At 65.6% G+C, this 17,275-nt stretch carries 15 protein-coding genes; 8 read left to right on the forward strand and 7 right to left on the reverse strand.

What is annotated here, in order from left to right:
• The first annotated feature begins 412 nt into the window (after nucleotides 1–412).
• The 5 genes from RTN46_RS00855 (at nucleotide 413) to metG (ending at nucleotide 7,328) form a co-directional block, all read left to right on the forward strand.
• The gene (locus RTN46_RS00855; protein WP_312178532.1) at nucleotides 413–2,320 is read left to right on the forward strand and encodes an acetolactate synthase large subunit; all 1,908 of its coding nucleotides are present in this window, start codon (nucleotides 413–415) and stop codon (nucleotides 2,318–2,320) included.
• A 4-nt stretch (nucleotides 2,321–2,324) separates the two neighbouring features.
• Nucleotides 2,325–2,837, forward strand: a complete 513-nt coding sequence (gene ilvN, locus RTN46_RS00860) for an acetolactate synthase small subunit (RefSeq protein WP_312178533.1) — start codon at nucleotides 2,325–2,327, stop codon at nucleotides 2,835–2,837.
• A gap of 48 nt (nucleotides 2,838–2,885) precedes the next feature.
• Complete coding sequence (gene ilvC / locus RTN46_RS00865; protein WP_312178534.1) at nucleotides 2,886–3,911, forward strand: ketol-acid reductoisomerase; 1,026 nt, start codon at nucleotides 2,886–2,888, stop codon at nucleotides 3,909–3,911.
• A 157-nt stretch (nucleotides 3,912–4,068) separates the two neighbouring features.
• Nucleotides 4,069–5,664, forward strand: coding sequence for a phosphoglycerate dehydrogenase (gene serA / locus RTN46_RS00870; protein ID WP_312178535.1), 1,596 nt, complete (start codon nucleotides 4,069–4,071; stop codon nucleotides 5,662–5,664).
• A 104-nt stretch (nucleotides 5,665–5,768) separates the two neighbouring features.
• The gene (metG, locus tag RTN46_RS00875) at nucleotides 5,769–7,328 is read left to right on the forward strand and encodes a methionine--tRNA ligase (RefSeq protein WP_312178536.1); all 1,560 of its coding nucleotides are present in this window, start codon (nucleotides 5,769–5,771) and stop codon (nucleotides 7,326–7,328) included.
• Nucleotides 7,329–7,416: 88 nt separating this feature from the next.
• Here the strand turns inward: metG and RTN46_RS00880 are convergent, their stop codons facing one another.
• From RTN46_RS00880 to RTN46_RS00905, 6 genes are all read right to left on the reverse strand, one after another.
• The gene (locus tag RTN46_RS00880) at nucleotides 7,417–7,926 is read right to left on the reverse strand and encodes a hypothetical protein (RefSeq protein ID WP_312178537.1); all 510 of its coding nucleotides are present in this window, start codon (nucleotides 7,924–7,926) and stop codon (nucleotides 7,417–7,419) included.
• Between the two features lie 130 nt (nucleotides 7,927–8,056).
• The gene (locus RTN46_RS00885; RefSeq protein ID WP_312178538.1) at nucleotides 8,057–10,567 is read right to left on the reverse strand and encodes an ABC transporter permease; all 2,511 of its coding nucleotides are present in this window, start codon (nucleotides 10,565–10,567) and stop codon (nucleotides 8,057–8,059) included.
• A 3-nt stretch (nucleotides 10,568–10,570) separates the two neighbouring features.
• Nucleotides 10,571–11,341, reverse strand: a complete 771-nt coding sequence (locus RTN46_RS00890; protein WP_312178539.1) for an ABC transporter ATP-binding protein — start codon at nucleotides 11,339–11,341, stop codon at nucleotides 10,571–10,573.
• A gap of 69 nt (nucleotides 11,342–11,410) precedes the next feature.
• The gene (locus RTN46_RS00895) at nucleotides 11,411–11,725 is read right to left on the reverse strand and encodes an MmcQ/YjbR family DNA-binding protein (protein WP_312178540.1); all 315 of its coding nucleotides are present in this window, start codon (nucleotides 11,723–11,725) and stop codon (nucleotides 11,411–11,413) included.
• 32 nt (nucleotides 11,726–11,757) lie between these two features.
• Nucleotides 11,758–12,498: a response regulator transcription factor gene (locus RTN46_RS00900; protein ID WP_312178541.1), complete on the reverse strand. Its 741-nt coding sequence runs from the start codon at nucleotides 12,496–12,498 to the stop codon at nucleotides 11,758–11,760.
• A 2-nt stretch (nucleotides 12,499–12,500) separates the two neighbouring features.
• On the reverse strand, nucleotides 12,501–13,754 hold the full coding sequence (locus RTN46_RS00905; protein ID WP_312178542.1) for a histidine kinase: 1,254 nt from the start codon (nucleotides 13,752–13,754) through the stop codon (nucleotides 12,501–12,503).
• Between the two features lie 142 nt (nucleotides 13,755–13,896).
• On the opposite strand from RTN46_RS00905, the gene RTN46_RS00910 reads away from it, so the two are divergent.
• From RTN46_RS00910 to RTN46_RS00920, 3 genes are all read left to right on the forward strand, one after another.
• The gene (locus RTN46_RS00910) at nucleotides 13,897–14,961 is read left to right on the forward strand and encodes a 3-isopropylmalate dehydrogenase (protein ID WP_312178543.1); all 1,065 of its coding nucleotides are present in this window, start codon (nucleotides 13,897–13,899) and stop codon (nucleotides 14,959–14,961) included.
• 61 nt (nucleotides 14,962–15,022) lie between these two features.
• Complete coding sequence (locus RTN46_RS00915) at nucleotides 15,023–16,129, forward strand: branched-chain amino acid aminotransferase (protein ID WP_312178544.1); 1,107 nt, start codon at nucleotides 15,023–15,025, stop codon at nucleotides 16,127–16,129.
• Nucleotides 16,130–16,136: 7 nt separating this feature from the next.
• Nucleotides 16,137–16,934 carry an MBL fold metallo-hydrolase gene (locus tag RTN46_RS00920; RefSeq protein ID WP_312178545.1) on the forward strand — a complete coding sequence of 266 codons (798 nt, stop codon included), beginning with the start codon at nucleotides 16,137–16,139 and terminating at the stop codon, nucleotides 16,932–16,934.
• Nucleotides 16,935–17,086: 152 nt separating this feature from the next.
• On the opposite strand, the gene RTN46_RS00925 is transcribed toward RTN46_RS00920, so the two are convergent.
• Nucleotides 17,087–17,275, reverse strand: a 189-nt coding sequence (locus tag RTN46_RS00925) for a hypothetical protein (protein WP_312178546.1), incomplete at its 5' end; no start/stop codon positions are given.

Below are 17,275 nucleotides of genomic sequence, written 5' to 3' on the forward strand. Positions count from 1 at the left end.
CTCTGGGGGCATGCTTCAAAACCCGCTAGCGCGGAGTGGGAGCCCTGCCGCCTCTGGGGGGCATGCTTCAAAACCCGCTAGCGCGGAGTGGGAGCCCTGCCGCATTTGGTGGCGCCTGTGTCCAGAAGGTGGAACTGATGTCCATATAATGAGACGGTAAAGCCTCCGGTTGACACTGGAACCGGGGGAGGGGAAGACTGAGCAGTATGCAGATCGTAACCGTCGTCCTTACCAAGCGCGTGGCGTAACAGCCCGACTTGTCGAAGACGTCACGCGCGGACCCCTACGGAGCCAACAGGCACGAGGGGTTTTTTTATTGGCTTCAGAAAGCACAAAGGCCGAACCGGGCCGACCGCCCGGGCAGCCGCCGCATCAGAACAACATGGATATGTATCCGCAAAGGAAGTTTCCGATGAGTAAGGGATCGCCAATCAGCCCCTCGCTGATGGCACAGAAGGCAGGCCCGGCCCGGACCGTGCATGCCAAGAACAAAGATGCAGCATTCCCTGTAGCGGCCACCGCTGAAGCCATGGACACCCGCGTCCAAGGTCCGAACAACGTAGTACCCCCGACGGAGATGACCGGCTCGCAGGCCATTGTCCGTTCGCTGGAAGAGCTCGGAGTCGACGACGTCTTCGGCCTTCCGGGCGGCGCAATCCTGCCGACCTACGACCCGCTGATGGATTCCAAAAAGCTGCGGCACATCCTGGTCCGGCATGAGCAGGGCGCCGGCCACGCAGCCGAAGGCTACGCCATGGTCACCGGCCGCGCCGGTGTCTGCATCGCGACCTCCGGTCCCGGTGCCACCAACCTGGTCACCGCCATCGCCGACGCCCACATGGACTCCGTGCCCATGGTCGCGATCACCGGCCAGGTCTCGAGCACCGTCATCGGTTCCGACGCCTTCCAGGAAGCCGACATCGTGGGCATCACGATGCCGATCACCAAGCACTCCTACCTGGTGACCAACGCCGACGACATCCCCCGGGTGCTGGCCGAGGCCTTCCACATCGCCACCAGCGGCCGCCCCGGCCCGGTGCTGGTGGATATCACCAAGGACGCCCAGCAGGGCAAAACCACCTTCTCCTGGCCGCCGAAGATCGACCTGCCGGGCTACCGAACGGTGGTCCGCGGACACTCCAAGCAGGTGCGGGAGGCTTCGCGGCTGATTGCGGCTGCCCAGCGTCCGGTGTTCTACGTAGGCGGCGGCGTCCTGAAGGCCAATGCCTCGGCCGAACTGCTGGAACTGGCCGAGACCGTCGGTGCTCCCGTGGTGACCACCCTGATGGCCCGCGGTGTGTTCCCCGATTCCCATCCGCAGCACGTCGGTATGCCCGGCATGCACGGTTCGGTCTCGGCTGTGACGGCGCTGCAGCAGTCCGACCTGCTCATCACCCTCGGCGCGCGGTTCGATGACCGCGTCACCGGTGTCCTGAGCACCTTCGCACCCAATGCCAAGGTCATCCACGCGGACATCGATCCGGCGGAAATTTCCAAGAACCGGACCGCGGACGTTCCGATCGTTGGCTCGGTCAAGGAGATCATTCCCGAACTGACCGATGCCGTCCGCGCCCAGTTCGAGACGTCCGGCACGCCGGACATCGCCCCGTGGTGGTCGGTCATTTCGCGGCTGCGCGAAACCTATCCGACGGGCTGGACCGAACCCGAAGACGGCCACATCGCACCCCAGCAGGTCATCAAGCGGATCGGTGAACTGACCGGACCCGAAGGCGTGTACGTGGCCGGTGTAGGCCAGCACCAGATGTGGACCGCCCAGTTCATCAACTACGAACGTCCCCGCGCCTGGCTGAACTCCGGCGGCTTGGGCACCATGGGCTATTCGGTGCCCGCAGCGATGGGTGCCAAGGTCGGCGACCCGGACCGCGTGGTGTGGGCGATCGACGGCGACGGCTGTTTCCAGATGACCAACCAGGAACTGGCCACCTGCCTGATCAACAACATCCCGATCAAGGTCGCCATCATCAACAACTCCTCCCTCGGCATGGTGCGCCAGTGGCAGACACTCTTCTACGAGTCCCGCTACTCCAACACCGACCTGAACACCGGCCATGACACGGTCCGGGTGCCGGACTTCGTGAAGCTGGCAGACGCCTACGGCTGTGTTGGCCTGCGCTGCGAACGCGAAGAGGACATCGACGCCACCATCAAGCAGGCACTGGAAATCAACGACCGGCCCGTGGTCATCGACTTTGTGGTCAGCCGCGACTCCATGGTGTGGCCGATGGTCCCGACCGGGGTCAGCAACGACCTCATCCAGATTGCCCGCAACATGACGCCCACCTGGGAAGAGGAGGAGTAGGGACATGGCACGCCACACCCTTTCCGTGCTGGTCGAAGACGTCCCGGGTGTCCTCACCCGCGTTGCGTCCCTGTTCGCCCGCCGGGCGTTCAACATCAATTCTTTGGCCGTTGGCCCCTCGGAGGTTGCCGGGCTGTCCCGCATCACCGTGGTGGTCGAGGCCGAGGGCGATCTGCTCGAGCAGGTCACCAAACAACTGAACAAGCTCGTCAACGTCATCAAAATTGTTGAGCTGGTTCCCGAGTCTTCCGTGCAACGCGACCACATCTTGGTCAAGGTTCGCGCGGATGCCGCAACCCGGCTGCAGGTAACCCAGGCAGCCGAGCTGTTCCGTGCTTCAGTGGTAGATGTGTCCACAGACTCCCTGATCGTTGAAGCAACAGGCACCGCCGAAAAGCTCAATGCACTGCTTTCAGTGCTGGAGCCCTTTGGCATCCGCGAAATTGTTCAATCCGGAACGCTGGCCATTGGCCGCGGCGCGAAGTCCATGAGTGACCGCGCGCTGCGCAGCGCCTAGGTTCCACCAAAAACCTTTATCCAAGAACCCAAAACAGGAGATATTTCAGTGACTGACATGTATTACGACGACGACGCCGACCTGTCGATCATCCAGGGACGCAAAGTCGCCGTCATCGGCTACGGCAGCCAGGGCCACGCACACGCCCTGAGCCTGCGCGATTCCGGTGTTGATGTCCGCGTTGGCCTCAAGGAAGGCTCCAAGTCCCGCGCCAAGGCCGAGGCCGAAGGCCTCCGGGTCCTCAGCGTCGCCGAAGCCGTCGCCGAAGCCGACCTGATCATGGTGCTCACCCCGGACCAGGTCCAGCGCTTCGTCTACGCCGAGGAAATTGCACCGAACCTCAAGTCCGGCGACGCCCTGTTCTTCGGCCACGGCTTCAACATCCGCTACGGCTACATCCAGCCGCCGGCCGACGTCGACGTTGCCCTCGTGGCACCGAAGGGTCCGGGCCACATCGTCCGCCGCGAATTCGAAGCCGGCCGCGGTGTTCCCGACCTGATCGCCGTGGAGCAGAACGCTTCCGGCAGCGCCAAGGAACTGGCACTGTCCTACGCGAAGGCCATCGGCGGCACCCGTGCAGGCGTCATCGAGACCACCTTCACCGAAGAGACCGAAACGGACCTCTTCGGCGAGCAGGCTGTTCTCTGCGGCGGCGCTTCCCAGCTGATCCAGTACGGCTTCGAAACCCTGACCGAAGCCGGCTACAAGCCGGAGGTCGCCTACTTCGAGGTCCTGCACGAGCTCAAGCTGATCGTCGACCTGATGGTCGAGGGCGGCATCGCCAAGCAGCGCTGGAGCGTTTCCGACACCGCTGAGTACGGCGACTACGTCTCCGGCCCGCGCGTCATCACCCCCGAGGTGAAGGAAAACATGAAGGCTGTCCTCGCAGACATCCAGAACGGTGCCTTCGCCAAGCGCTTCATCGATGACCAGGATGCCGGTGCTCCGGAATTCAAGGAACTGCGCCAGAAGGGCGAAGACCACCCGATCGAGGCCACCGGCCGCGAACTGCGCAAGCTCTTCTCCTGGATCAAGTCCGACGACGACTACACCGAAGGCTCCGTCGCCCGCTAGTTCCACCAGTAATAAAGACGCGGATTCTCCGTGTCAATATCCGGCGCGCTAGGCTAAAAAAGCAAGCCGTTTCGGTAAGGAGGCCGGGCCCGGCAACGGGTCCGGCCTCCGGCGTGAATACCCAAACCACATCGACACACAGCTAAAGAGGTCATCGGTGACTGCCACCAAACCAGTAGTACTCCTCGCGGAGGAACTTTCGCCTGCCACGGTTGAGGCCCTCGGCCCCGATTTCGAGATCCGCCAGACCGACGGAGCTGACCGTTCCCAGCTGCTCTCCGCCATTGCTGACGTCGACGCCATCCTGGTCCGCTCGGCCACCCAGGTCGACGCCGAAGCAATTGCCGCCGCAAAGAACCTCAAGGTCATTGCCCGTGCGGGTGTCGGCCTCGACAACGTCGACATCCGGGCGGCCACCCAGGCCGGCGTGATGGTGGTCAACGCACCGACGTCGAACATCATCTCCGCCGCGGAACTGACCGTGGGCCACATCATCTCCCTGGCCCGCCACATTCCGCAGGCCTCCGCCGCGCTCAAGGGCGGGGAATGGAAGCGGTCCAAGTACACCGGCATCGAGCTCTTCGAGAAGAAGGTCGGCATCATCGGCCTTGGCCGGATCGGCGCGCTGGTCGCCGCCCGGGTGCAGGGCTTCGGCACCGAAGTCCTGGCCTACGATCCGTACATCACCTCGGCCCGCGCCGCCCAGCTGAACGTCAAGCTGGTCACGCTGGATGAGCTGCTGGAGCAGTCGGACTTCGTCACCATCCACATGCCCAAGACTCCGGAAACCGTGGGTATGCTCGGCGCCGACGCGTTCGAGAAGATGAAGGAAACGGCCTACGTGGTGAACGTGGCCCGCGGCGGTCTCGTAGACGAGGAAGCCCTGTACACGGCCCTCACCGAAGGCAAGATCGCCGGCGCCGGCGTTGATGTTTTCGTCAAGGAACCCAGCACCGACCTGCCGTTTATGTCCCTGGACAACGTCATCGTCACCCCGCACCTGGGCGCCTCCACCGACGAGGCGCAGGAAAAGGCCGGCATCTCCGTCGCCAAGTCCGTGCGCCTGGCCCTGGCCGGTGAACTGGTGCCCGACGCCGTGAACGTTGCCGGCGGCGTCATCGCCGAAGACGTCCGCCCGGGCATCCCGCTGATCGAAAAGCTGGGCCGGATCTTCACCGCCCTGGCCCACGATTCGATGACCGCCATCGACATCGAGGTGGCCGGCGAAATTGCCTCCCTGGACGTCAAGGCCCTGGAGCTGGCCGCACTGAAGGGCATCTTCACCGACATCGTCTCCGAGCAGGTTTCCTACGTGAATGCCCCGGTGCTCGCCGAGCAGCGCGGTATTGACGTGCGCCTGCTCACCACCCCCGACGTCGACGACTACCGCAACCTGCTGACCATCCGCGGCGCCCTCTCCGACGGCACCCAGCTCGAGGTCGCCGGCACCCTGACAGGTCCGAAGCAGATCCAGAAGCTGGTGGGCGTCAACGGCTATGAGCTGGAGATCCCGATCAGCGAGCACCTGCTGGTGCTGATCTACCAGGACCGTCCCGGCGTCATCGGCTCCCTCGGCCGGATCCTGGGTGAACAGGACATCAACATCGCCGGTATGCAGGTGGCCCGGAACAGTGAGGGCGGCCAGGCGCTGTCCCTGCTGACCGTGGATTCCTCCGTGCCGCAGGACGTGCTGGAATCGCTCCGCGACGCCATCGGTGCCACCGTGGCCCGCGAAGTGGACCTGCAGGACTAATCCCGCAGCGATTTGCCTGGAGGCCGGTCCCGCACGGGGCCGGCCTCCTTTGCGCTGGGCGACCCAGTGCGACAACCGGAGCTCAAACAGGGTAATTTTCTAGTGTGACTTCTTCCGAACCCCAGACTCCGTTCTACATCACCACTGCAATCTCCTATCCCAACGGCACGCCCCACATCGGCCACGCCTGGGAAGCGATCGCTGCTGACGCGATGGCCCGCTTCAAGCGGCTGGACGGATACGACGTTTTCTTCATGACCGGCACCGATGAGCACGGGCAGAAGATGCAGCAGTCCGCGGACCGGGAGGGCATTCCGGTCAAGGAACTGGCGGACCGTAACTCCGCTGCCTTCCGGCAGATGAACGATGACCTCGGGACCACGTACAACCGGTTCATGCGCACCACCGACGCCGATCACAAAGCTGCTGCCCAGGCCATCTGGAAGCGGATGGAGGAAAACGGGGACATCTACCTCTCCAAGTACGCCGGCTGGTACTCCGTACGGGACGAGGCCTACTACGGCGAAGACGAAACCGAACTGCGCGAGGACGGAATCCGTTACTCCAAGACGACGGACACTGAGCTGACCTGGACCGAGGAGGAGAGCTACTTCTTCCGGCTCTCCAACTACCAGGACAAACTCCTGGCCCTGTACGAGGAGCAGCCGGACTTCGCCGCTCCGCGTTCACGTTTCAATGAGGTGATCAGCTTCGTCAAGGGCGGGCTGGAGGACCTCTCCATTTCCCGGACCACCTTCGACTGGGGGATCCCGGTACCGGGCAACCCGGACCACGTGATGTACGTGTGGGTGGATGCGCTGACCAACTACCTGACCGGCGTCGGCTTCCCGGACACCGAGTCGGAATCGTTCAAGAAGTACTGGCCGGCGGACGTGCACGTGATCGGCAAGGACATCTCCCGCTTCCACGCGATCTTCTGGCCGGCGTTCCTGATGTCCGCCGGACTGGAACTGCCCAAGCGCGTGATGATCCACGGCTTCCTGCACAACAAGGGCGTGAAGATGTCCAAGTCGCTGGGCAATGTTGTGGCGCCCGCGGAGTGGGTGGAGCAGTACGGGCTCGACGCCGTGCGGTTCTTCCTGCTGCGGGAAGTGCCTTTCGGCGGTGACGGCTCCTACAGCCACGAGGCAATCGTCGGCCGGATGAACGCGGACCTGGCGAACAATCTGGGCAACCTGGCCCAGCGTTCCCTGTCCATGGTCGCGAAGAACTGCGGTGCCGCTGTTCCCGAGCCGGGGGAGTTCACGCCCGAGGACGAGGCGCTCCTTGCCGCCGCGCGCGGCCTGCTGCAGGTTTCCCGCGAGGCCTACGACGTCCAGGACTTCCACGGCGCGCTCGAGGCAACCTGGAAGGTCCTCGGCGACACCAACGCCTACTTCGCTGAGCAGGCACCGTGGGTGCTGCGCAAGACCGACGTCGAGCGCATGAACACGGTGCTGTACGTAACGCTGGAAGTGCTGCGGATCGTGGCCATCCTGGCGCAGCCGGTGATGCCCGGAAGCGCCGGGAAGCTGCTTGACGTTCTCGGCCAGCCCGAGGGCGTTGCCCGGACGTTTGCTGCGCTTCCGACCCCGCTGGTTCCCGGAACCGCGCTGCCGGCCCCGGCTCCGATCTTCCCGAAGTACGAGGAACCGGCGGAGTAGTTTCCGCATTGGGCAAAAAAGCAGAAGGTGGCAGGCTGTCCGGCCACCTTCTGCTTTTTGTTTAACGGGATATTGGACGTGGAATCGGTTAGGTGAGGAACCGTGCAGGAGCGGTGTCTTCCATGACCTTGGCGACGGCGCCCTGCTGGTCCCGGGCGTGCTCCAGCAGTTCGCGGATCCGCGGGGCGTGGAAGCGGTGGTCATGGGCGGAGAGCACCAGCAGCGTCTGCCACAGGCATTCCTTCGCCCGCACCACCGACTGCAGAGTTTCCAGTTCCAATTGGCCCGTGGTGCCTGTCCCGGTGCTCAGCGGGTTGACCGGGCCAAGACGCCCCACCGCCGCGCCGATCCAGGCCAGGCCCCGCTTCACCGGGCTGCGCCGGTAGCCCAGGGCCAGGATGAGGGTCTCAAGTTCGTCCCGCTCGTCAGAGATCTGTTCCGTCAGGTGGGCGAAGACTGCCTCATGCTCGGTGTCTTCCCACGTTTTGTATGCTGCCTTGAAGAGCCGCACGCCGGCCTCCGCGCCCAGCAGGTGGTCATCCAAGTAGGCGGCCAGCGACTCGTGGCGCGGTGTCCTGCCGGGCTCGGTCTGCGGCATGGCGGGCTCCTTCGTCGATCCGGGTGGCGGATGTTTTCGCCGGTATGCTCAGTCTGCTTTGTATCTTCGCAGATCGCCGAGGGAATGCGCGAGGTATCCGGCCACCGGCCGGATACCTCGCGCATCCGGATCAGTCCGCAGCCAGGCCGGCCACCGGGGACAGCCGGGCCGCCCGCCGGGCCGGCAGCAGCGAGGCACCCAGTCCGGCGAGGATAGCCACAGCCAGGACGCCGCCGAGCTGGGCCCAGGGAAGGGCCGGAACTACGTCGGCGAAGGCGCCAAGGGCGGACTGCGCACCGAGCCAGCCGTAGACCGCGCCGAGCAGGCAGCCGAACAGGGCAGCCACGCCGGCGATCAGCACCGCCTCCAGCGCCAGCATGCCCCGCAGCTGGCCCTTCGTGAGCCCGAGTGCCCGCAGCAGGGACGATTCCCGCGTGCGTTCCAGGACCGAGAGCGAGAGGGTGTTCGCCACACCCACCAGGGCAATCACGACGGCGACGCCCAGCAGGCCCGTGACCACCATCAGCAGGACATTGATCACCTGTTCGAAGGCAGCGCGTTCAATGGCGGAGCCGGAGATTTGGTAGCCCTCAATGCCGATGGCCTCGGCCAGTTCTGACTGCAGGTCGATGAGCTCGTTGGTGCCCAGGCCGTCGGTGACTGCGAGCCACAGCAGCGGCTCGGGCGCGTACTGCTCCGGCGCCTCCAGGGCTGGCAAACCGCCCAGTGCCTGGGCTGTCCCGGCCGAGATGAGCGCCGGGAAGTAAGCGCTGCCGGAGGTCTGGACCGTCAGTTCCTTCTCACCGCCGGCGCCCCGCACGGTAACGGTCTTCGCTTCGGTGCCCTGCGGCATGATGACCGTGCCGTCTTCCGGTACCAGGGAAGTGTCCTGAAGGACGGAGGCGCCCGCAGGGTCCAAGGCATATACGGCGATCTCGCCGCCGTCGGACTCCGCCATGCCCGCTGCGGGCAGCAGCAGCGATTCCTCCACCCCGTCTACCGAGCCGGCTGCGGCAGCATCGTCAGCGCCCAGCGGAGATCCGTCCAGCAGCGGTCCCTGGATGGTCACATCCACCGGGAACTCGCTGGACAGTGCTCCGTCGAAGGCGCTGCGGGAAGTTGCCGCGCCGGTCATCATCATGGCCACCAGGGTCACGCCGATCAGCAGGGCCGACGACGTCGCGGACGTGCGCTGCGGATTGCGGACCGCGTTGAGCGCGGCGAGCTTGCCGGGTACGCCCAGCGGTGCTGCCAGGGCACCGACGGCGCGGACCAGCGGCGGAATAAAGAGCGTGGAGCACATCAGCACTCCGATGAAACTCAGGATGCCGCCCGGCAGGGCTATCAGCAGGTTTCCCGAGACCGCTCCCAGCGCCAGCAGGGCTGAACCGGCCAGCACCAGCACCAGCCCGGCAATCAGCCGGACCCGGCCCTTCCGCGTCCCTGCACGGACGTCCTCGGCGGGCCGCAGGGCTGCCAGCGGCGCGACTGCCGTCGCGGCCCGCGCAGGCACCAGCGCGGCGAGAACGGTGAGGAGGATTCCTGCGGCCATTCCAACGGCGACCGAAAGGGGAGTGACCTCCATCGTGGCGAACCCGCTGTCCGGGAGGGTCTGGAGGTAGGCCACGATCCCGGCGATCAGTCCGATGGCCGCCAGCACACCGATCATGGACGCGATGATGCCGACCAGCAGCGCTTCGACAAGGACCGAGCGACGGATCTGTGTGCGGCCGGCCCCGATGCAGCGCAGCAGTGCCAGCTCGCGGGTCCGCTGGGCCACGAGGACGGAGAAGGTGTTTGAGACGACCAGCGCGCAGACCAGGAGGGCGACGGCGGCGAAGGCCAGAAGGATGACTGTCAGGGCGTCCTGCCCGCCGGTCAGCGATGCAACCAGTTCCGTGGTCTGTTCCTCCACAGTCCGCACGAAGGTGGCGGTTGTCCCGGCATCGGTGAGTTCTTGCTGGAGCACCGCCTGGATTTCCTTTGCGGACGCGCCGTCAGCGACTGAGAGCAGGATGCTCTCGAAACCGTTGGCGGGATCGGCATACCTGGCCACGGTCTGATCCACGGCGAAGAGCTGGGCTGCTCCCATCATCTGGGGATCGGACGAGGTCTCAACCAGTGCTGTGACTTTCAGCTGGGTTTCCGCAGCGTCACCGGAGGGGTTCGCAACCGGCAGTACCGACCCGAGGGACAGGCTCTGCTTTTCGGCTGTCCGCTGGTCCACGGCAACTTCCCCGGGGGACGCGGGCAGTGTTCCCTGAACCACATCGACCGGCAGCAGGGACGGATCGGAGGGGAGGCTGGTCAGCTGCGCGAAGGCAGCTGCCCGCCCGGTGCCGGCGGTGAGGTAGGCGCTGCGCACGGCATAGGCCTCGTCAACACCGTCCAGGCCGCGGGCCAGGGCGGCAGTTTCCTCGCCGAGGACCGGCCAGGTCCCCGTTTCCTCGTCGTAGCCGGTGGATACGACCAGGTCCGCGTTCCGGAAGCTCTGTCCAACGCTTTGTGTCAGCGATGCTTTCGAGGAGGAATTGATGATCAGCGTAGCGGTCAGGAAGCCGACGGCAATCAGGACGGCGACGCCGACGGCGATGAAGCGGCGGGCGTTCAGGCGCACCTGCGCCAGGGCAACCTGCAGCACGGCCTATGCCCCCAGCTTCGTCAGGGCCGCGAGCACGCTTTCCGGCGAGGGCTTGGAGAGTTCGCCGACGAGTTCGCCGTCGTTCATCAGCACCACCCGGTCCGCGTAGGACGCGGCGACCGGATCGTGGGTGACCATAATGATGCTCTGGCCCATCTCGCGGCTGGAGCGCCGGAGCAGCGAAAGTACCTCCGCACCGGACCTTGAATCCAGGTTGCCCGTGGGCTCGTCCCCAAATACGACGTGGGGGCGGGTCAGCAGGGCGCGGGCCACTGCCACGCGCTGCTGCTGGCCGCCGGAGAGTTCATGGGGGCGGTGGGTCAGGCGCCCTTCCAAGCCGAGGGTGCGGGTGATCTCCTCCAGCCACGGCCGGTCCACCTTGCCGTTAGCCAGGGCCACCGGAAGCGTGATGTTCTGTTCCGCGGTGAGGGTCGGGACCAGGTTGAAGGACTGGAAGACGAATCCGACGCTGTCGCGGCGCAGCCGCGTGATCTCGGCGTCGTTCAGGCCAGTGATTTCCGTGCCACCGATCCAGATCCGGCCGGAGTCAGCCGAATCGAGGCCGGCGAGGCAGTGCATCAGGGTGGACTTGCCCGAGCCGGAGGGGCCCATGATGGCGGTGAAGGTCCCGGTTTCGAAACTTACGTCCACGCCGCGCAGGGCGTGGACGGCGGTGTCGCCTTTTCCGTACGTTTTGTTCAGTGCCTGTGCCGCCGCGGCAGTAGTGGTGCTGCCGGGCCCGGGCACAGGATTTTGCTCAGTAAGGGTTGTCATACCCCCAACGCTATTTTGGGGCCTGCCTCCGGCACATCGGAGGGTGGACGGGGATCGCCGGACACCGGCTCATACCGTGGGTGGAAGCGGGCCGGCCAGCCGGTAGGACTCCAGGAGCAGCTCGCGCAGTTCTGTTTCGTCCACGGCTTCCAGCCGGACCAGGACCAGCAGGGGAGAGCGGTTGTGGTGGGGCGTCCAGTAGAACGTCCGCGGATCCGTTTCTGCCAGCGCCTCGCGTTCCTCCGACTTCACGGTGAGGACCCCGTCCTCCCACATACGCGCCATCAGGGTGCGGGCGAACCAGGCGGGCTGTTGCCAGCTCAGGCGTTCGGTAACACCAGGCAGGGACAGGCAGATGGAACGGACATCGTGTTCAGCAGGCACAACGGACCTCCCTCGCGGCGGGGTGCTTCCCGTTAGGGCGCGACGATACCTGTTTCGTAGGCGATAACAACCGCCTGCACCCGGTCACGGGCGCCGAGTTTGGCCAGGATGTGCCCAACGTGGGTCTTGACCGTGGCTTCGGAGAGGAAGAGCATGGCGGCGATCTCCGGATTGGACAGGCCACCGGCAATCAGCGTGAACACTTCGCGCTCGCGGGGAGTCAGCGTGTCCACGCTGGCTGCGTGCCGGCTCACCTCGGGGGTCGGTTCACGCAGCAGGGGTGCCACATGGTCCAGCAGCCGGCGTGTAGTCGACGGAGCGATCACGGCGTCGCCGCGGTGGACGGTCCGGATGGCCTCAAGCAGTTCCTCGGGCGGGGCGTCCTTGAGCAGGAACCCGCTGGCCCCGGCGCGGATGGCGGAGAGTGCATATTCATCCAGATCAAAGGTGGTCAGCACAACGACCCTCATCCCGGGGTCCGCTGATCCCTGCGGCTGCGCTGCGGCGCGTTCAAGCAGCTTGGCGGTGGCTTCGATCCCATCCATCCCGGGCATCCGCACGTCCATGAGGACGACGTCGGCAGGCACCTGCGCCAGGACGCGAACGGCCTGTGCGCCGTCCCCGGCCTCCGCTACTACGGTCAGGTCCGGCTGGGAATTGATGAGCATCTTGAAGCCGCCGCGGACCAGCTGCTGGTCATCGACCAGGGCAACGCGGATCGGTTCCCGTTCGGGGACATCGCCGGCGGGGTAGGGGGACAGGGTGCCGGTCATGCTTAGGCCTCCGTATAGGGAATGAACGCGGCCACACGGAACCCTCCGCCGGCCGCGGGTGCGGCTTCAAGGCTTCCATCGTAGAGGGCCACGCGTTCGGCCATCCCCTTGATGCCCTGGCCCTGGGCGCCTTGGACACCTGGGACGTCCTTCAGTCCCCCTGTCTCACCGGGGGCCGGGACGTCCGCTGCAGCGCCCCTCCCGTCGTCGCGCACCTGGAGCGCCAGGCCCCGCGGTGTCCACTCCAGGTCCACTTCGGCGTGCGTGTCCGGGCCCGCATGCTTGAGGACGTTAGTGAGGGACTCCTGGATAACCCGGTAGGCGGTCAGCTCTGCCCCGGCGGGAATCGGGCGCCGCATGACTCCGGTCCGGAACACCTGCACCTCCACGCCGGCGCGCTGCACGGCTTCCACCAGGGAACCGACGTCGGCGAGTGAGGGCAGCGGCCGGGTGGAAGCGAGCTCATCGCCGCGGAGCACACCGAGCAGGCGGCGCATTTCGCGCAGCGAGCCGCGTCCGGTCTCGGCGATCGTGCCCAGGGTCTTCGCCGCGATCTCGGGATCATGGGCGCTCGCATACCGGGCGCCGTCGGCCTGGGTAATGATGACCGAGAGCGAGTGCGCAACGATGTCGTGCATTTCCCGGGCGATATGCGTCCGCTCGTCAGCTGCCGCCAGGTCCCGCTCCTGCTGGCGTTCGACTTCCAGCCGGCGCGCCCGGTCCTCCAGCGCTTCGAGGGCAAGGCGGCGGGTGCGGGCCAAATCACCGAACGTCCAGGCCACCAGCACCAGCGCGTCGACGGCGATTATGGCGATCACGAAGATGGCGAACTGGTCGGGCGCAAGCAGCGGGACGCCTGACACAAACTGCACCGAGGGGCGGATCAGGTACTGCAGGACGAACAGCACACCGCCGATCAGGGCGAGCGCGAGTCCGCTCAGGCTCGCCCAGCGGGGAGCATGGGCGGCCAGGGAATAGACGGTGACCAGCACCAGGATGTCCGCGGGCAGCCCGGTTTCGGGAACCAGGACGAGTGAGAGCAGGCAGGCGCTGGCCTGAATCGCAGCGGCGGGAACCGGCCGTGTCCGTGCCCAGGCCAATGGCAGGCAGATGGCGCAGGAGAGGACGAAGTCGGTCAGCGAACCGACGAGCAGGAAGGGAACGGCCATGAGCAGGGTGATGCCGAGGGCCTGCGTAAGGTCCACCTTGCCGGGGTTGGCCTGCATCCAGGCATAGATTCGTCGGTGCAGGAGCATGGACAACAACTTTAGGGCCCGGACGTGAGTCTGCGCGTCATGCCGTGGTCTGATCCGCGGGCGCCCGCTCAGGCGGCCGGCCGCCGTCTCAGTATGTGATACGGGTTGCGCGCTATATGGACACTCTTCCTAGAATTGCCCCATGAGTGAAGCAGCGTCGAACGTTATCTCCCTGGCCGTTATCCCCGGCGACGGGATCGGTCCCGAAGTGATCGCGGAAGCAGTCAAGGTACTGAGGGCGGTGACGGAGGCCGGCCCCGCCCGCTTCGACCTTACGGAATACACCCTGGGCGCTGAGCACTGGCTGCGCACCGGTGAAACCCTGCCGGAGGAAACGCTCGAGGCACTCAAGAACCACGACGCGATTCTCTTTGGAGCCGTCGGGGCTGCACCGGGGGACACCACCATGCCGTCGGGCCTGATCGAGCGGGAACTGCTGCTCAAACTGCGCTTCAGCCTGGACCACTTCGTTAATCTGCGGCCGTCAAAGCTCTTCCCGGGCATTGCCAGCCCGCTGGCCAATCCGGGGGAGATCGACTTCATCGTCGTCCGCGAAGGCACGGAAGGCCCGTATGTGGGCAACGGCGGATCGCTGCGCACCGGAACCCCGCACGAAATTGCCACCGAAGTATCCCTGAACACCGCCTACGGCGTCGAGCGCGTGGTGCGGGACGCCTTCCGCCGAGCCAATGACCGGCCGCGCCGGAAGCTGACCCTGGTGCATAAACACAACGTCCTCGTCTACGCGGGCAAGCTCTGGAAGCGCACCGTCGACGCCGTCGCCACCGAGTTCCCGGACGTCGCGGTGGACTACCTGCACGTTGATGCCGCCACCATTTTCCTGACCACTGATCCGTCCCGGTTTGATGTGATCGTCACGGACAACTTGTTCGGCGACATCATCACGGACCTCGCGGCGGCGGTTACCGGCGGAATCGGTCTGGCGGCCTCCGGGAACATCAACATGGAGGGCACCTTTCCCTCGATGTTCGAGCCGGTCCACGGGTCGGCCCCGGATATTGCCGGCCAGCAGAAGGCCGACCCGACGGCGGCTATCCTCTCGGCTGCGCTGCTGCTGCAGCACCTGGGCTTTGATGCCGAAGCTGAGCGGGTGGAGCGCGCCGTGGAAGCCGACGTCGAGGCCCGGAGCGGGCGAACACGCACCACAGCTGAAATCGGCGATGCGATCGCCGCAGCTGTGTCATAAGCTCAACAGTGACCCAATCAAATGGAAGAAGAACGGCTTCTCCGTTCACCGTGGAGGAATAATGTCTGTCAGCGCTCTGGAATTCGCCCAGCAGCTATCCGCCCAGCGCAAGTCCGATGAGGAGCGCGCAGCCGTCCTCGCGGATCCGGGATTCGGAAACCACTTCACGGACCACACGGCCGTCATTGACTACCGCGCCGGGGAAAATGGCGTAGGCCAGTGGCAGGACGCACGGATCGAGCCCTACGGCCCGATCGCGATGGACCCTGCCGCCGCCGTCCTGCACTACGGCCAGGAAATCTTCGAAGGGCTCAAGGCCTACCGGCACCAGGACGGTTCCATCTGGACCTTCCGTCCGGAGGCGAACGCCGCCCGGCTCAACACCTCTGCCCGCCGGCTTGCCCTGCCCGAGCTGCCCGAGGAGCTGTTCCTCGCCTCCCTCAGCCAGCTCGTCGCCGTCGACCGTGATTGGGTGCCCACCGGTGACGGGGAGTCCCTGTACCTGCGCCCGTTTATGATCGCCACGGAGCCCTTCCTGGGTGTCCGCCCGGCCCGCGAGGTGTCTTACCGGGTCATCGCGTCCCCTGCCGGCAACTACTTCGGCGGCGAACTGAAGCCTGTCTCCATCTGGCTCTCGACTAAGTACGCCCGCGCCGGCCGCGGCGGTACCGGCGAAGCCAAGTGCGGCGGGAACTATGCTGCCTCCCTCATCGCGCAGATGGAGGGCGAAGCCAACGGCTGCAAGCAGGTCCTCTTCCTTGACGAGTTCAATGACAACGCCGTGGAAGAACTGGGCGGCATGAACGTCTTCTTCGTCTTCAAGGACGGCACCCTCGTGACGCCAGCACTCTCCGGCACCATCCTGCACGGGGTGACCCGGGATTCGGTGCTGCAGCTGGGCCGCGACCGCGGGCTGAAGGTCGAAGAACGCAAGATCACCCTGGATGAATGGCGCGACGGCGTTGCCTCCGGCGACATCACCGAGGTCTTTGCCTGCGGCACGGCCGCCGTGATCACCCCGGTTGGTGAACTGAAGTCCGAGACCGAGACCATCGGTTCCCCGGATGCGGTTGCTGGGGAAGTCACCATGTCCATCCGCAGCGAGCTGCTCGGAATCCAGACCGGCGCCGTGGAGGATACCCGCGGCTGGCTGAGCCGACTGGCGTAGCCGGACCATGACTGAATCGGCACAGCCGGCACCGGGACAAATGGTGCGCAGTTCCCCGCTTACCCGGTACCGGCTGGCCGACAACCCCGGGCCCATGAGCCTGGACGGCACCAAGAGCTACATCATTGCCGCCTCGGAGGAGGGGACCTGCGTCGTCGTGGATCCGGGCCCCGACCAGGAGGACCATCTGCAGGGACTGGCCGCCGCGGGCGAAGTGGCCCTGATCCTGATCACGCACCGGCACCCGGACCATACCGCTGGCGCGGAACGCTTCCACCAGCTGACAGGTGCTCCTGTCCGCGCGGCCGATCCGGCCTTCTGTTTCGGCGGGGAACCGCTGCGCGACGGCGAAGTCATTGAGGCCGGCGGCACGCAGATCCAGGTGCTGGCCACTCCGGGACATACCTCCGACTCGGTCTGCTTCTACCTGCCGAGGGACGGCAGCAACGGATCGATCCTCACCGGGGACACCATCCTGGGCAGGGGCACCACCGTGCTGGACTACCCGGACGGCACGCTCCAGGACTTTATGGCCAGCCTGGACAAACTGGGCAAACTTGGTCCGGCCACCGTGCTGCCCGCCCATGGTCCCGATCTGGAGAACCTGGAATCAGTGGTCCTGACCTACCGTGACCACCGGGACGAGCGGCTGGCGCAGATCCGCGCGGCGCTCGGAACATTGGGGGAGGGCGCCACGGTCCAGGAAATCACCGACGCCGTCTATGCGGATGTTCCCGCCTCGGTGCGGCCCGCGGCCGAGCTTTCCGTAGCCGCGCAGCTTGAATACCTGCGCGTCACACGCTGACTTCAGCTGATGTGAGCACCGGCGCGGGCCTGCGGCTTGCGCCAGGCGGGCGGTCTGTTCCTAAAATGGATCAGTGCTTCCCGCCGGAGCCGGACTGGTTCCGGCGCCGGCAAGGAACGCTCACCGGAGGGCAATCCGAACGGTGTGGGGCGTCACAGTCCCGCCGAGTTGCAGGAACTGCCCACCATGTGCCAAGATAAATGAGTTGCCGCCGACCAGGACTGGTCGGAACGGAAACCAAACCCACACAAATCACGGAGAAATCCGGTTGATTTGGCGTGGCTCGGACAGCCGGTTTGAACGATTTGAAACGATTTCCACGGAAATCCGCCGAATTGCAA

Source organism: Arthrobacter sp., from assembly GCF_031988865.1.
Lineage (GTDB): Bacteria > Actinomycetota > Actinomycetes > Actinomycetales > Micrococcaceae > Arthrobacter_B.

Bases quoted from the DNA above. Each gene is read 5' to 3' on its own strand.
- RTN46_RS00915 (WP_312178544.1), top strand. From the start codon at position 15,023: ATGTCTGTCAGCGCTCTGGAATTCGCCCAGCAGCTATCCGCCCAGCGC.
- RTN46_RS00910 (WP_312178543.1), top strand. From the start codon at position 13,897: ATGAGTGAAGCAGCGTCGAACGTTATCTCCCTGGCCGTTATCCCCGGC.
- ilvN (WP_312178533.1), top strand. From the start codon at position 2,325: ATGGCACGCCACACCCTTTCCGTGCTGGTCGAAGACGTCCCGGGTGTC.
- RTN46_RS00920 (WP_312178545.1), top strand. From the start codon at position 16,137: ATGACTGAATCGGCACAGCCGGCACCGGGACAAATGGTGCGCAGTTCC.
- RTN46_RS00880 (WP_312178537.1), bottom strand. From the start codon at position 7,926: ATGCCGCAGACCGAGCCCGGCAGGACACCGCGCCACGAGTCGCTGGCC.
- RTN46_RS00890 (WP_312178539.1), bottom strand. From the start codon at position 11,341: ATGACAACCCTTACTGAGCAAAATCCTGTGCCCGGGCCCGGCAGCACC.
- RTN46_RS00900 (WP_312178541.1), bottom strand. From the start codon at position 12,498: ATGACCGGCACCCTGTCCCCCTACCCCGCCGGCGATGTCCCCGAACGG.
- RTN46_RS00905 (WP_312178542.1), bottom strand. From the start codon at position 13,754: ATGCTCCTGCACCGACGAATCTATGCCTGGATGCAGGCCAACCCCGGC.
- RTN46_RS00855 (WP_312178532.1), top strand. From the start codon at position 413: ATGAGTAAGGGATCGCCAATCAGCCCCTCGCTGATGGCACAGAAGGCA.